Genomic DNA, 14,506 nt, shown 5'->3' on the forward strand with positions numbered 1-14,506 from the left:
ATGTGCGTTCGGTTCAGTTCTTGAGAGATGCCATGTCGATCACGAAGCGGTACTTCACGTCGCCCTTCAGAAGGCGGTCGTAGGCTTCATTGATCTGCTGGATGGAGATGATCTCGATCTCGCTGGTGATTCCCTTTTCGCCGCAGAAATCGAGCATCTCCTGGGTCTCGGCGATGCCGCCGATGGCGGAGCCGGAGAAGCTGCGGCGTGGCAGCAGGAGATTGAAGGCGGCCACCGGCAGCGGATTCTCCGGCGCGCCCACGAGCGTGAGATTGCCGTCCAGCTTCAGCAGCGAGAGGTAGGCATTGATGTCGTGGTCGGCGGAGACCGCATCGAGGATGAAGTCGAAGCTCATCGCGTGCTTCGCCATGGCATCGGCGTCCTTCGAGATGACCACCTCGTCCGCGCCGAGCTTCAGGCCGTCCTCCACCTTCGACGGCGAGGTGGTGAAGAGCACGGTGTGGGCACCCAGCGCGCGGGCGAATTTCACGCCCATGTGGCCGAGTCCGCCGAGCCCCACGATGCCGACCTTTTGCCCCGGGCCGACCTTCCAGTGATGGAGCGGCGAGTAGGTGGTGATGCCGGCGCAGAGGAGCGGGGCGACGGCGGCGAGGTCGAGATTCGACGGGACCTTCAGCGTGAATGCCTCGTCCACCACGATGGCGTCGGAGTAGCCGCCGTAGGTGATGCCGCCGAGGTGCTTGTCCTGGCCATTGTAGGTGAAGGTGGGGAATTGCAGGCAATACTGCTCCGTGCCGGCCTCGCAGCTCGTGCAGGTGCGGCAGGAGTCCACCATGCAGCCGACGGCGGCGATGTCGCCTTCCTTGAATTTCGTGACGTGCGCGCCGACCTTCGTCACGCGGCCCACGATCTCGTGGCCGGGCACGCAGGGGTAGATGGTGTTGTGCCATTCATTCCGCGCCTGGTGCAGGTCGGAGTGGCAGACGCCGCAGTAGAGGATGTCGATATGGACGTCGTGCGGGCCGGGCTCGCGGCGCTCGATGGAGAGCGGGGCGAGGGCGGAGGAGGCGGTCTGGGCGGCGTAGGCTTTTGAAGTGCTCATGGTGTGGAAGGGGATGGATCGGATTTTTTGAATCAGGGTTTCTCGGTCGGCTCGGCTGACTTTTTGGCGAGTGCCTTGATGACCAGGTCGGCCACAAGCTCACTGGAAGGCGGGTTTTGCCCGGTGATCAGATTGCCATCACGCACGGCGTGGGCGGTGAAGTTCGGCTTCTTGTCGATCTTGGCACCGAGCTCGGCCAGCTTCGACTCGAGGAGGAAGGGCATCTCCTTGTCGAGCTTCACGGCGCGCTCCTCGTCATCGGTGAAGGTGGCGACGGTCTTGCCCGCCACGAGCGGCTTGCCATCGGTGCCCTTCGCGCCGACCAGCGCGGCGGGGCCATGGCAGACGGCGGCGATGATCTTGCCGTCGGCATTCAGCGTGGTGAGCAGCTTGGCCGTGCCCTCGTCGGTCGCGAGGTCGAACATGGTGCCATGTCCGCCGGGGACGAAAACGGCATCCAGCTTCGAAGCGTCCACGTCGGCGATGGCTACGGTACCCGCGAGCTTCTTCGAGGCGTCGGCCCACTCGGCGGTCTGTTCCGGTGTGGGCTTGCTGCGCGGGTCCACCGGGACGTCACCGCCCTTCGGCGTGGACACCACGATGTCGAAGCCCGCCTTCGTGAAGGCATTGTAGGGCACGGCGAATTCCTCCAGCCACAGGCCGGTGGGCTTGCCATCCGTCATCTTGTCCGCGCCGGTGGCGAGGATGAGCACGCGCGGCTTTTCCCCGGCGGCCGCGAGCGGGGCGGCGATGCCGAGCAGGGCGGCGGTGATGAGCTTGAGGGAGAATGAAGGGACCTTCATGGGAATTGTTGGAGTCTGTTAGAAGAGACTGTGAAGCAGTCCGCCCTCGGCGCGCAGGGCCGCTCCGTTCGTGGCGGCGGAGCGCGGGCTCGCGACGTAGGCGACGAAGGAAGCGATCTCGTCCGTCTGGATGAAGCGGCGCAGCAGGGAATTCGGCCGCATGGTGGTGAAGAACTCCTTCTCCACCTGCTCCGCGGGCTTGCCTTGGTCGCGGGCGAGGTCCTTCACGAATTGCTCCACGCCTTCCGACCACGTGGGTCCGGGCATGATGGTATTCACCGTGACGCCGGTGCCGGTGGTGAGCCCGGCGAGGCCTCGGGCGAGCGAGACCTGCATCGTCTTCGTCACGCCGTAGTGGATCATTTCCGCAGGCACATCGGACGAGGATTCGCTGGAGATGAAGATGATCCGGCCCCAGTCGCGGGCCTTCATCTTTGCGAGGTAGGCGCGACTGAGGCGCATGCCGCTCATGAAGTTCGTCTCGAAGAAGCGGTACCAATCCTCGTCCGGGATTTCCTCGAAGGGCTTCGGCTCGAAGATGCCGAGGTTGTTCACGAGGATTTCCACGTCGGGGAGTTCGGCGGCGATGCGGTCGCTCTCCTCCACCTTGCCGAGGTCGCCGGCGAAGCTTTCGAGGGTGGCGTCAGGCACTTCGCTGCGGATGGCGGCGATGGCTTCATCGACGCGGGCCTGCGTGCGGCCATTGACGATGACGCGGGCTCCTTCCGCCGCGAGGGTTTTCGCGATGGCGAGGCCGATGCCGGCGGTGGAGCCGGTGACGAGGGCGAGCTTTCCGGTGAGCTGGAGGTCCATGATTCGTGGAAGGGTTGGGATGATTTTTTTCAGGCGACGGGCGAGGGATTCCGCTCGAATCCCGCCTGGTGGAAATAGGGATACGCCTTCGGTGTATCGCTCGCGGCGTCGAGTTTGGCCACCTGCTCGTTTGTAAGGTTCCAGCCGGTCGCGCCGATGTTCTGGCGGAGCTGTTCTTCATTCCGCGCACCGATGACGATGGTGGCGACGGTCGGGCGCTGGAGCAGCCAGTTCAGCGCGATCTGCGGGACGGTCTTGCCGGTCTCCGCGGCCACTTCGTCAAGTGCATCCACCACGCGGTAGAGGTATTCGTCATCGACCGGCGGACCCACGTCCACATTGAGCTGGGATTGCAGGCGGCTGTCCTTTGGCAGCGGGGTGCCGCGGCGGATCTTGCCGGTGAGGCGCGCCCAGCCGAGCGGGCTCCACACCACCGCGCCGACCTTCTGGTCGATGCCCAGCGGCATCAGCTCCCACTCGTAGCTGCGGCCGATGAGCGAGTAGTAGGCCTGGTGCGCGACGTAGCGGGTCCAGCCGTATTTCTCGGCGAGCGCCAGCGATTTCATGAGGTGCCAGCCGGAGAAATTCGACACGCCGAGGTAGCGGATCTTGCCCGTCTTCACGAAGCCATCGAGCGTGGACAGCGTCTCCTCGATGGGCGTCTGCGCGTCGAAGCCGTGGAGCTGGAAAAGGTCGATGTAGTCGGTGCCCAGGCGTTTCAAGCTGCGGTCGATCGCGCGGGTCAGGTGGTGGCGCGACGAGCCCAGGTCATTCGGGCCCTCGCCGGTGCGGAAGGTCGCCTTGGTCGAGATGAGCACTTCATCGCGTCGGCCTTCGATTGCCTTGCCGAGGATCTCCTCCGCCTGCCCGGCGGAGTAAACGTCCGCGCTGTCGAACATGTTCAGCCCGGCTTCCAGGCTGATGTCGATGAGGCGCCTGGCGTCTTCCACCTGGCTGTTTCCCCAGGCGGAGAAGAGCGGGCCATTCCCGCCGAAGGTGCCGGTGCCGAGCGTGAGGACCGGGACCTTGAGGCCCGAGCCGCCGAGAAGTCGTTGTTCCATGATAGGGGTAGGTGGGATGGATGGAGTCCGGTTGTTCGAAATCTGTCGAACTAGCTACCGCGGCATTTTCCGCCGTCAAATTATTATTTCGACGATTGTCGAACAATAAACCCGTGCTACCTTGTGTCGAGATGAAACCCTACATCCATCCGCCAATCCGTGAGATCACCCTGCCCATGGTGATGCAGGCACTGTCGGATCCCATCCGCATCGAGATCCTGCGCGCCCTGATGGACGCCGGTGAGCTGGCGTGCGGTGACATTCCCCTGACGATCTCGAAGGCGACGGTATCGCACCACTTCGCCGTGCTCCGCGATGCCGGGCTGATCCTGACCCGCACGGAAGGCACGCGCTGCATGAACAGCGTGCGCGAGGAAGAGATCGGCGCGCGCTTTCCCGGCTTGCTCGACCTCGTGACGGCGGAGAAGCCGAAGAAATCCGGGAGGAAAGCAAAGCTGCCCGGATGAAGGACAAGCTGCCGTGGCTGGCGGGGGCGGTGCTCCTGATCGTCGCGATGGCCTTCGCGGGTCTCTCGCGGAAGGGCCAGGTATCGGGCCACTACCGGATGGTGCCGGGCGCGGTGGATGAGGTCGCGCCGGATGGCACGCGGCTCATGGAGGGAAGGATCGAGTTGCATTTCCGGCCTTCCAGGAACGTCCAATCCATCGAGATCGTGAAGCTGCAGACCCGCGACGGGAAGTTGCTTTTCACGATACCGATCCCGGATGGCATCCGCCGGACCTACGTGCCGGGTTCGGTCGCCGCGATCCCTTGGTCGGGGCACTACAACACGAAGTCTCCGCCGGTGGTGGTGCTCACCGCCAAGGTGAATGGCGAGTTTCAGGAAGTGGATCTCGGGATCAAGGATTAGGGCGGGCTCGCATGGGAGCGATGCGCGGAGAAATCCGGGAAGAAGCCGGGGGCGTGGATACTCCCAGCGCACGGTGCCTTCCGGCCCGGCGTTTTTTGGTGCGTCGGGCGGGTGGGTCGCTAGCCTGACAGACGCTCCATGAAAACCTTCTCACTCCAGGTCAATGGCCAGCCCCGCACGGTGGAGGTGGCCGAGGACACGCCCTTGCTATGGGTGCTGCGCGATCACCTCGATCTCGTCGGCACGAAATTCGGCTGCGGCATGAGCCTGTGCGGTGCGTGCACCGTCCACCTCGACGGCCAGGCGGTGCGCTCGTGCGTGACGCCGGTGTCCGCGGTGGGCGAACGGAAGGTGACGACGATCGAGGGGCTGGCGACGGACGGGAAGCTCACCGCGCTGCAACAGGTGTGGTGTGACCTCGACGTGGCGCAGTGTGGCTACTGTCAGGCCGGCCAGATCATGAGCGCGACCGCGCTGCTGAAGGAGAAGGCAAACCCCAACGACGAGGATATCGATCTCGCGATGTCCGGAAATCTCTGCCGCTGTGCTACCTACACGCGCATCCGCCAGGCCATCCACACCGCCGCCGCGAAATGAGCACGCCCGTCCTTCATCGCCGCGGATTCTTCCGCGTAACCGCCTTGGCCAGCGGCGGATTTTTCCTCGGCTGGAATGCCGAGTCGGCAGGTGCCGCGGAGGAGGCGGCGATGGCTGCCACGTTCTCGCCGAATGCCTTCATCCGCATCACGCCGGAGGGCGTGGTGACCATCCTCGCGAAGAACCCGGAGGTGGGACAGGGAGTGAAGACCTCGCTGCCGATGATCGTGGCGGAGGAGCTGGAGATCCCTTGGGAAAAGGTGACGGTGGAGCAGGCTCCGGTGGATGCCGCCGCCTTCGGCCACCAGATGGCAGGCGGCAGCATGTCCACGCCGAACAACTACGACAGGCTCCGCAGGATGGGCGCAATCGCCCGGACGATGCTGGTCGCTGCGGCGGCGAAGGAGTGGGGCGTTTCGGTTGAGGAGTGCGAAGCGGTGGCCGGCGAGGTGATTCACAAGCCAAGCGGCAGGAAGCTCGGCTACGGTGCGCTCGCGGCGGCGGCGTCGAAGCTGCCGGTACCGGACGAGCGCTCGGTGACGCTGAAGAAGGTGGCGGATTTCAAGCTGCTGGGGAAGCGCATCGGCGGCGTGGACAATCCGAAGATCGTCACCGGGCAGCCCTTGTTCGGCATCGACCAGAAGCACGCCGGGATGAAATACGCGGCCTACGTGCGCTGCCCCGTTTTCGCCGGGAAGATCGGCAAGGTGGATCTGGATGCCGTGAAGAAGATGCCCGGCGTGGTGGATGCCTTCGCCATCGAGGGCACGGGCGATCACTACGGGCTGATGCCCGGCATCGCGATCATCGCGGGTGACACGTGGAGCACCTTCCAGGCGAGGAAGGCACTGGAGGTGAGCTGGGATGCGGAGGCGAAGGAGAGCTTCACCGCGCATGCGAAAAAGGCTGCCGAAGTGATGCGCGGCGCGGGCAGCGAGATCCGCAGGACGGGCGAGCCGGACTTCCCCGATGACGGCAGGACGGTGACCGCGGAGTATCACTACCCGCATCTCTCCCACGCGAACCTGGAGCCGCAGAATTGCACCGCGGTCTTCAAGGAAGGCGCGCTGGAGATGTGGGCCCCGACGCAGAATCCGGGCTCGGGCATCGACGGGATCTCGCGCACGCTGAAGATCCCGCGGGATAAGATCACGGTCCACATGACGCGCATCGGCGGTGGCTTCGGCCGGCGGCTGATGGGGGACTTCATGGTGGAGTGCGCGGCCATCGCACAGCGGCTGGCGGGCACGCCGGTGAAGCTGACGTGGACGCGCGAGCAGGACATGGCTCACGATTACTACCGTCCCGGCGGCTGGCATCGCTTCCGCGGGCGGGTGGATGAGGCGGGCAAGCTGGTGTCGTGGGCGGACCACTTCGTTACCTTCGGCCTGAACAATGACCAGCGCCCGGGCAATGGCGCGGACCTCGGCGGGGATGAATTCCCCAGCCGCTTCGTGCCGAACCTGCTGCTGGAGCGGACCATCTTCCCGAGCAATACGCCGCTCGGCTGGTGGCGTGCGCCGGGGTCGTGCGCGCTGGGTTGGGTCATTCAGAGCTTCATCGACGAGATGGCGCATGCGGCGAAGAAGGACCCGCTGGACTTCCGGCTGGATCTGCTGGGCGAGGATCGCGAGGTGCCTGCCAGCGGCGGACGCGGCGGCTCCTACAATGCCACGCGCATGAAGGGCGTGCTGAGGCTGGCCGCGGAAAAGGGCGGCTGGGGCGAAAAGCTGGAGAAGGGCCACGGGCGCGGCATCGCCTTCCACTACAGCCACCTCGGCTACGTGGCGGTGGTCGCGGACGTGACCGTGAGCAGGGAAGGCAAGCTGAAGGTGAACAAGTTGACGGCGGGCATCGACGTGGGACCGATCATGAACCTGAGCGGCGCGGAAAACCAGGTGGAGGGCTCGATGATCGACGGCCTGAGCGCGGCGTGGTTCCAGGAGATCACAGTGGAGGAGGGTGCGGTGAAGCAGACGAACTTCCACGACTACCCGCTACTGCGAATGAGCGACGCGCCGAAAGTCGAGTCGCACTTCGTGAAGTCGGACTACCCGCCAACCGGGCTGGGCGAGCCGGCGTTGCCACCAACTGCACCGGCCATCACGAATGCGATCTTTGCCGCCACCGGGAAGCGGGTGCGGACGCTGCCGCTGTCGAAGCAGGATCTCAGTTGGACGTGAGCGAGCACCGCGGCGAGAGTGCGACCCTTCCTTGAATATCCCGACCTCCATGACGGACTGGCCTTTCCTCTTCGACTTCGCGCGGCAGCACCGCGGCGGGCAGCTCGCGCTGGCCACGCTGGTGGCGCGCGAGGGCTCCAGCTACCGGCAGCCGGGGGCGCGGATGTTGATCGCGGAGGACCTGTCCTTCAGCGGTTCGCTCAGCGGCGGATGCCTGGAGGAGGGGATCGCGAATACGGCGCGGAAGGTTTTCTCGGACGGGACGCCGCAGCGCATGGTGATCGATACGCGGCCACACTTCGGCTGCCCGGGGAAGCTGCACGTGCAGGTCGAGGAGATCGCGCACGAGCTGATCGGATGGATCGAGTCGGAGCTGCGCGAGCGCCGGAGCCTGCTGCTGGTCACGGACGCGAGGAGCACGCGGATCGCCGCGGGGGAGACATCGGATTTGCTGGAGAAGGTGGTGCCACCGCCGCGCCTGGTGGCGGTGGGGTGGACGCCGGACATGGAGCCGCTGCTCGGCTTCGCCGCGGCGCTCGGGTGGGAGCGGCATCGCGTGCTGCGCGACCAGCGGATGATCGCGGAGACGCCGCGCGTCGCAGGGGAGTCCGTGCGCGTGCTGGCGGCGGAGGAAATGACCGCCCACTTTGCGCCCGATGCCGCCACGGCGGTGCTGGTAATGACCCATCACCTGGCGACGGACCTTTCTTTCCTCCGCGAGATCCTGCCCGCAGGCTATGGCTATGTCGGCCTGCTGGGGTCGAAGCGTCGTCGCGAGACCTTGCTGGCGGAGCTGGGTGAGCTCGGTCTGTTAGAAGATCCGGAAGTCACGGAGCGCCTGCATGCGCCGGTGGGGCTGGACCTCGGCGGGCATCATCCGGCGACGATCTCGCTGGCGATCGCGGCGGAGATTCAGGCCGTGCTCGCCGGTGCCGGCGGCGGTTTCCTGCGGGACAAGACCGGGACCATCCATCCGCAACCTGAAGTGATGGCGCTGGGATGAAGGTCGGCGCGGTGATCCTCGCGGCGGGGAAGGCGAGCCGCTTCGGCGCGCCGAAGCAACTGCTGGAAATCGATGGCGAGACTCTCATCGACCGCGCGTGCCGCATTGCCCTCGAAGCGGGCTTCGATCCGGTGCTGCGGGTGCTGGGCGGTCATGCGCCGTTGATCTTGGAAAGGTCATGCCCCGGGCATGTCCTGACCCTCGTGCATGAGCGCTGGGAAGAGGGCATGGGCGGTTCGCTCGCGGTGGGAGTGAGGGAGCTGTTAGGAAAAGAGCCAGAGCTTGATGCGATCCTCGTGATGCTCGCCGACCAGCCGATGGTGACAGTGGATTTGTTAGATAGCATGCGCGATCGCCTGGCGGAGACGGGGATTGTTTTGTGCGATCACGGCGAAGCCACGGGACCGCCTGCGTTGTTCGGGAAGCAATGCTTCCCGGAGCTGATGGCGCTGGAAGGAGATCGCGGCGCGAAGGCGGTGGCGGGGCGGCATCCGGTGGTGACGGTGGCTTTCCCGGATGCGGCGTGGGATATCGATTCGCCCGGGGCGTGGGAGAGGTTTTTGAAGATGAGGGGTGAGATGTAGTTGAAGGGGGTGACGTGGAGTTTGGTTTGGTTTGGTTTGGTCTTCGCGTAGCGAGCTATTCCATCCACCGTAGTCGTAGTGGTGACACCACGGAAGCCACCGGTGAAGCCCGCCTCACCCTTACTTCCGCACTGTCACCAGTGCGACTACGAGATGTTTTGGTATGACTGGATGCGCTTGCTGGCCCATCCAGATTTCAGGGCCAAGGGCCCGGCCATCCCTCAGCCCGGGCCATCGGCCCGGGAAAGGGTTCGCAGTGAGGACGGCGGCCTGAAGGGCCGCGATAGGGATGACGATCCGCCTCGCGAAAGCGGTGAGGAGAGAACCGCGTGCAGGTTGGTCGCTTGGCCAGATTTATTGGTCGGACTCTTTGGGCGAGACGGATCTGTAAATCCCGGGCATGCCGCCCCCGTATCGCGGCCCTTCAGGCCGCCTGCTCGCGCCGAACCAGCTACCCGGGCCGGTGGCCCGGGCTGAGGGATGGCCGGGCCTTTGGCCCTGAAGAGTGACGTTTTCCTGGAGAGGGCTCTCGGCGGGAGCGTAGAGAGGGGAAGTTGCACAAGGGTGCTTCGGCGGGCCAGTGGCCGCGCGCTCCCAGGGGTGGGGAGGCGTCAGGGCCGGGGGCGCCAGTTGGGGGCGACGAGATTGGTGATCTCCAGGCGGGTGGTGCCGTCGGGGTTTTTCTTGCGCGTGAGCTGCAGGACGGCGGCGCAAGGGCGGCCCCATTCGATGGAGGCGGTGAGCGCCTTCTGCAGGTCCTTGCCCGTGGGGGCAAAGGCATACTGGTCGCGATCCAGCAGCGGCGGATCGACGCGGAAGACGGAGAGCTTGTCGCTGCCGGGGAATTTGTCGCCGAAGTGGTGCGTGTTCCTCACCAGCAGGTGGAAGGTCCCGGTGTCGCTGCCCTCGCCGGAGGCGAAGCGGCGGAAATGATCGTCGCGGAATTCGACGAAGCTGTCCCAATCCACCTTCCAGCCGTCCGGCGTCTTCATGATGGCGACGGGGAAGCCCCTCGGGTGGGCCTCGGTGGCGACCATGTAGGTGAAGAGCCGCTCGCCGGTATCGGGGTCATCGTGCGAGGCGGCGAGGGTGATCTGGGTGGGGACCGTGGGGCCGTCCGGCGTATCGATGTGGTAGGCCTCCATCTTCTCCGTGGTGCGGGCGGGATAGAGGACGTGCTTCGCCCTCGTGCGCCAATCCGGAGCGGAAAGGAAGGCCTTCAGCGCGGCTTCCGGGGCGGAGATGACCTTGAGCGATGGCGGCTCTTCTTGCGGTCTTTCCGCCGGATCTTCCCCGGCAGGTGGTTCGGTGGTGGGAGGGGGCGGCGGTATTTCCTCCGTGGACGATGGCGGGGGCGGAACCGGTTGCGTTTCAGGATCGCGATCCGTTTCCGGCTCCGGTGTGACCGGCTGGGACGGAGCCCGGTTGGTCCCGGGGAGGAAGTCGGTCTTTTCCGGCGGTGGCTGGAACCAATTGACGATCGGCACGTTCCTCGCTCCGAAGCCGTAGCCCGCGATGAAGCCGACCAGCGCGGCGAGCAGGGAAAAGAGCAGCAGCAGGATCATCAGGGCCCGCGCGCCGACGCTTGCGGACGAGCGTTCCTCGGCAGCCTCGGCGCGGGCGTCCCTCCGCTGCTTACGGGAGGAGCCGGAGCGGCGGACGGGCGGGTCTTCGGCCACGGGAGCTTCGGTCCGGGGTAGTTCCGGGGACTTCACGCCGGAGAAGGGCTCCGGACGTGACTGCTGGATCGGTGGCGGCTGCTTGACCCGCTCGAAGGTGAAGGCCGGTGCCGGTTCGGCGGGCGCGGGAGGCTCGGCCTGCGGTAGCGGCTGGGGGATTGGCTGGGGAGCGGGTTGTGGTTCCGGTTGGGGAATGGGCTGCGGCGGAGGCGGAAGCTGAGGTGTTGGCTCGGGCTCCGATTGTGGCGCTGGCTGCGGTGCTGGCGCGGGGACCGGAGGGGGCTCCGGGTGTGGTTCCGGCAGGGGTGCTGGCTGCGGTTCCGGCGCGGGTTCGGGTGCCGGTTGGGAAACAGGCTGCGGTGCCGGTGGGGAAACCAGCGGCTCGGGTTTCCGGCTGAAGGGATTGAAAGGATCGGCGTCGCGCGAAGGACGCGGCGGCTCGGCAGAGGCCTGTGCGGCTGGGGCGGAAAACGGCACCCCGGCACGACGCGCCCCGATGCCGGTGGCCAGGTCCGGGCAGATGATCGACTGCTGGCACCGCGGGCAAGGCCCCTGCGTGCCCGATGCCGCCAGTGGCACCCGCAGGGTGATCCCGCAGGCGGGGCAGTAGAACTGGATTGCTTCGGGCATCGTGAATGTCGACTTGCCTTATATGACACGGCGCACCTGCGCTGTCGATGACGAGGGTTAAAGGGGGGGGCGGTCCCGGTCAGCCGGTCCCGGGCCAGTCCTTCAAAAGAATGCGCGAGACTGAAGCCGGTGCGGCCAGGCAGGCGACGTGCCTTTCCAGCGCCGCACCGCGCAAGGCGTGCAGTCGCAGGTCCCGGAAGCGCGCGTCGTCGGCGTAGCTCGCGGGCGGATCCGCCACGGAGACGGATTGCGGTGCCAGCGACATGCCGGTGCCCAGCGCCTTCAGCAGCGCCTCCTTCCGCGTCCAGAGGTCCATCAGCATGGTCGCGCGCGGGCCGGCCTCATCCGGCAGCAGGGAAATCTCGCCGGGGTGGCAAAAGGCGTCCTCGCAGCCCAGCAGCGTCGGCGCGCGGTCGGCGGGCTCGATGTCCACGCCCACGGCCCCGTCCTGGCAGAGGGCGATCAGCGCGAGGTCCCGGCAGTGCGAGAGATTGAAGTGCAGGCCGCTCCCGGCGGGCGAGAGCTCCGGCTTCCCATGCTCGCCGTGGTCGATGCCCACAGCCCCGGGCGCGATTCCCAGCGCCTCGCCCAGCACGCCGCGCAGCGCCGCCCGGCAGGCGCGCCAGTGGATGGCGTCCTTTTCAAAGTGGAAGCGCTCCGCCTGCGTCCGCTCCGAAGCGGACAGGCAGGCCGTCGCTTCCACGCCCACCCGCACCGGGTCCACCACGATGACCAGCGCGGTTCCGAGGGCGGGAGGGGAGAGCGGCACGCGGTGAAATCTGCCCTCCGCGCCGCCCGGGGCGAAGCGAAAAACGGACGCGTACCCGCTCTCAGGCCACCTCGATGAGCAGCGCGGTGGTATTGTCGCGGCCGGATTCATTCACCGCCAGCGTCACCATCGTCGCCGCGCAGAATTCCCCGCGGGCCATCTCGTTGATCTTCTTGTCCCAGAGGCCGTCCACCAGCCCGTCCGAGCAGATCAGGAAGCGATCCCCCGGCTGGCAGGCCACGCGACCGATGTGCGGGTCTATCTTCTGGTTCCCGCCGCCCAGCGCCTGGGAGAGCGAGCTGCGGCCGGGATGGGTGCGGGCTTCCCGCTCGTTGATCTTCCCGGAGCGGCGCAGCCAGCCCACGTGCGAGTGGTCATGCGTCACCTGGGTCATCTCCCCCTCCCGCGGCAGGTAGTAGATGCGGCTGTCCCCGATGTGGGAAAAGCACATCCACCCCGGCATGAACCAGCACAGGCTGAGCGTGGCCCCCATGCCGTGGCACTCCGGGTAGTAGCGCCCCAGATCGCTGATCGCTCCGTGGATGCGCTCGAAAAGCTCGCGCAGGATGTCCGAAAATCCCGCCTCCAGGTGCTGCGCCCCCATGCCAAAGCTCGCCGGCAGCAAGCGCGTGATCTTCTCCACGGCGATCTTGCTGGCGAATTCCCCGGACTTCGCCCCGCCCATGCCATCGCTCACGGCGAAGACGTAGTCGGCCTTCTCCAGCGTCCCGTGGCCCGTCTTGCCCAGGTAGTGGATCTCCCGCGCGTCAAAGGTGAGGCCCAGGAAGGCGTCCTCGTTGTTCGTGCGGAAGCGCCCGACATGGCTCATGCCGGACCATTTGAGATTCAATGGCGGAGTGGCTGGGTCGGGGCCGGGTGTCGTCACGCGGCGGCGATCCTGAGCGGCAGGGGAAAGGCGGCAAAAGGAAAAAATACGACCGTGCTTGCCGGTTGGCCCGGCTACTGCTTTTTGGGGCGCGGTGCGAGCGACCTGCGCGCACCTGGGGGCGTCCGCGCCCTCGTTTCCATCCGCACGAATCCCCGCGATCCGAACCACAACCTAAGAAAACGATGCCCAAGTTCAAATTGGAGTACATCTGGCTCGACGGCTACACCCCCGTCCCGAACCTGCGTAGCAAGACTCAACTGAAGGACTTCGACGCCTTCCCGACCCTCGAGCAGCTTCCAAACTGGGGCTTCGACGGATCCTCCACCCAGCAGGCCGAAGGCCGCAGCTCCGACTGCGTGCTGAAGCCCGTGGCCGTTTTCCCGGACGCATCCCGCAACAACGGCGCGCTCGTCATGTGCGAGGTCATGATGCCGGACGGCGTCACCCCGCACCCGTCGAACAACCGCGCCACCATCCTCGACGACGCCGACACCTGGTTCGGCTTCGAGCAGGAGTACTTCCTCTGGGAGAATGGTGCCCCGCTCGGCTTCCCGAAGGAAGGCTACCCCGGTCCGCAGGGCCCGTACTACTGCGGCGTCGGCTACAGCAACGTCGGTGACGTGGCTCGCCAGATCGTCGAGGAGCACCTCGAGCTCTGCCTTGAGGCCGGCATCAACCACGAAGGCATCAATGCCGAAGTGGCCAAGGGCCAGTGGGAATTCCAGATCTTCGGCAAGGGCTCGAAGACCTGCGCCGACCAGATCTGGGTCGCCCGCTACATCCTCAACCGCCTCTGCGAAAGCTACGGCGTGGACGTGAACTACCACTGCAAGCCGCTCGGCAAGGACCTCGACTGGAACGGCTCCGGCATGCACTGCAACTTCTCCACGAAGTACATGCGCGAAACCGGCGGCAAGGAGTACTTCGAAGCGCTCATGGCCCAGTTCGGCAAGAACCTCGACGAGCACATCGCCGTCTACGGTCCGGACAACCACATGCGCCTCACCGGTCTCCACGAGACCCAGTCCATCGACAAGTTCACCTACGGCATCGCTGACCGCGGTTCCTCGGTGCGCGTCCCGCACAGCTTCATCAACGCCGGCTACAAGGGCTACCTCGAAGACCGCCGTCCGAACTCGCAGGGCGACCCGTACCAGATCGCCAGCCGCGTGCTGAAGACCATTTCGGAAGTCCCGCTTCCCTGATTTCCAGGCCATAGCTGCTCCAATCAAAAGACGGTCGTCCGGGTTAACCGGGCGGCCGTTTTTTCGTGGGGCGGAAAGGTGGTCCGCATCGCTCCGCGTGCGGTGCCTGGGAGCGCCGGTCATTAGACCGGCCCGAGTGGTCCTTGGCTGCGCGCTTCATCGCGGAGGTCTGCATCGTGAAAGTAGTCCGCATCGCTACGCGTGCGGTGCGCTGGTAGGGGAGTTGTGGGCGAGGCCTCGCTGTCATCTTCACTATGCAAGGAGTCTCCGTGCTGCCTCCCACCCCGAAGCCACAATAACAAAGCCCGCCGCCAGAACTGCTTCGCCGCACGCGGAGCGATGCGGACCACGATGGC

General features: G+C 66.0%; 14 protein-coding genes. 7 read left to right on the top strand and 7 right to left on the bottom strand.

Features of this window, described 5'->3' with window-relative positions; all coding sequences use genetic code 11:
- Positions 1–13 precede the first annotated feature (13 nt).
- From OKA04_RS09640 to OKA04_RS09655, 4 genes are read right to left on the bottom strand one after another with little or no spacing between them, the layout of a single operon-like run.
- Entirely contained in the window at positions 14–1,063 is a 1,050-nt protein-coding gene (locus tag OKA04_RS09640) for an NAD(P)-dependent alcohol dehydrogenase (protein ID WP_264500943.1), read from the bottom strand.
- A 32-nt stretch (positions 1,064–1,095) separates the two neighbouring features.
- The gene (locus OKA04_RS09645; protein WP_264500944.1) at positions 1,096–1,866 is read right to left on the bottom strand and encodes a type 1 glutamine amidotransferase domain-containing protein; all 771 of its coding nucleotides are present in this window, start codon (positions 1,864–1,866) and stop codon (positions 1,096–1,098) included.
- A gap of 18 nt (positions 1,867–1,884) precedes the next feature.
- Positions 1,885–2,679, bottom strand: a complete 795-nt coding sequence (locus OKA04_RS09650) for an SDR family NAD(P)-dependent oxidoreductase (protein WP_264500945.1) — start codon at positions 2,677–2,679, stop codon at positions 1,885–1,887.
- 29 nt (positions 2,680–2,708) lie between these two features.
- Positions 2,709–3,740 (bottom strand): aldo/keto reductase, encoded by a 1,032-nt coding sequence (locus OKA04_RS09655; RefSeq protein WP_264500946.1) that lies wholly within the window; start codon positions 3,738–3,740, stop codon positions 2,709–2,711.
- A 131-nt stretch (positions 3,741–3,871) separates the two neighbouring features.
- On the opposite strand from OKA04_RS09655, the gene OKA04_RS09660 reads away from it, so the two are divergent.
- The 6 genes from OKA04_RS09660 to OKA04_RS09685 all read left to right on the top strand — a co-directional run bounded on the left by OKA04_RS09660 (position 3,872) and on the right by OKA04_RS09685 (position 8,978).
- On the top strand, positions 3,872–4,207 hold the full coding sequence (locus OKA04_RS09660) for an ArsR/SmtB family transcription factor (RefSeq protein WP_264500947.1): 336 nt from the start codon (positions 3,872–3,874) through the stop codon (positions 4,205–4,207).
- The gene (locus tag OKA04_RS09665) at positions 4,204–4,611 is read left to right on the top strand and encodes a cupin domain-containing protein (protein WP_264500948.1); all 408 of its coding nucleotides are present in this window, start codon (positions 4,204–4,206) and stop codon (positions 4,609–4,611) included. The genes OKA04_RS09660 and OKA04_RS09665 overlap by 4 nt, the downstream gene beginning before the upstream one ends.
- Positions 4,612–4,749: 138 nt before the next feature.
- Positions 4,750–5,208 carry a (2Fe-2S)-binding protein gene (locus OKA04_RS09670; protein WP_264500949.1) on the top strand — a complete coding sequence of 153 codons (459 nt, stop codon included), beginning with the start codon at positions 4,750–4,752 and terminating at the stop codon, positions 5,206–5,208.
- Positions 5,205–7,391, top strand: a complete 2,187-nt coding sequence (locus OKA04_RS09675) for a xanthine dehydrogenase family protein molybdopterin-binding subunit (protein WP_264500950.1) — start codon at positions 5,205–5,207, stop codon at positions 7,389–7,391. Before OKA04_RS09670 ends, OKA04_RS09675 begins: the two co-directional genes overlap by 4 nt.
- A gap of 49 nt (positions 7,392–7,440) precedes the next feature.
- Positions 7,441–8,394, top strand: a complete 954-nt coding sequence (locus OKA04_RS09680; RefSeq protein WP_264500951.1) for an XdhC family protein — start codon at positions 7,441–7,443, stop codon at positions 8,392–8,394.
- Positions 8,391–8,978, top strand: a complete 588-nt coding sequence (locus tag OKA04_RS09685; protein WP_264500952.1) for a nucleotidyltransferase family protein — start codon at positions 8,391–8,393, stop codon at positions 8,976–8,978. Before OKA04_RS09680 ends, OKA04_RS09685 begins: the two co-directional genes overlap by 4 nt.
- 611 nt (positions 8,979–9,589) lie before the next feature.
- Here OKA04_RS09685 and OKA04_RS09690 read toward each other — a convergent pair.
- The 3 genes from OKA04_RS09690 to OKA04_RS09700 form a co-directional block, all read right to left on the bottom strand.
- Complete coding sequence (locus tag OKA04_RS09690; RefSeq protein WP_264500953.1) at positions 9,590–11,287, bottom strand: hypothetical protein; 1,698 nt, start codon at positions 11,285–11,287, stop codon at positions 9,590–9,592.
- Positions 11,288–11,366: 79 nt separating this feature from the next.
- Positions 11,367–12,056 carry a 4'-phosphopantetheinyl transferase family protein gene (locus OKA04_RS09695; RefSeq protein WP_264500954.1) on the bottom strand — a complete coding sequence of 230 codons (690 nt, stop codon included), beginning with the start codon at positions 12,054–12,056 and terminating at the stop codon, positions 11,367–11,369.
- A gap of 61 nt (positions 12,057–12,117) precedes the next feature.
- Positions 12,118–12,885 carry a PP2C family protein-serine/threonine phosphatase gene (locus OKA04_RS09700; protein WP_264500955.1) on the bottom strand — a complete coding sequence of 256 codons (768 nt, stop codon included), beginning with the start codon at positions 12,883–12,885 and terminating at the stop codon, positions 12,118–12,120.
- Positions 12,886–13,127: 242 nt separating this feature from the next.
- Here OKA04_RS09700 and OKA04_RS09705 point away from each other — a divergent pair, with 242 nt between their 5' ends.
- Positions 13,128–14,150, top strand: coding sequence for a glutamine synthetase beta-grasp domain-containing protein (locus OKA04_RS09705; protein ID WP_264500956.1), 1,023 nt, complete (start codon positions 13,128–13,130; stop codon positions 14,148–14,150).
- Positions 14,151–14,506: the final 356 nt, after the last annotated feature.

Source organism: Luteolibacter flavescens (genome assembly GCF_025950085.1).
GTDB lineage: Bacteria > Verrucomicrobiota > Verrucomicrobiia > Verrucomicrobiales > Akkermansiaceae > Haloferula > Haloferula flavescens.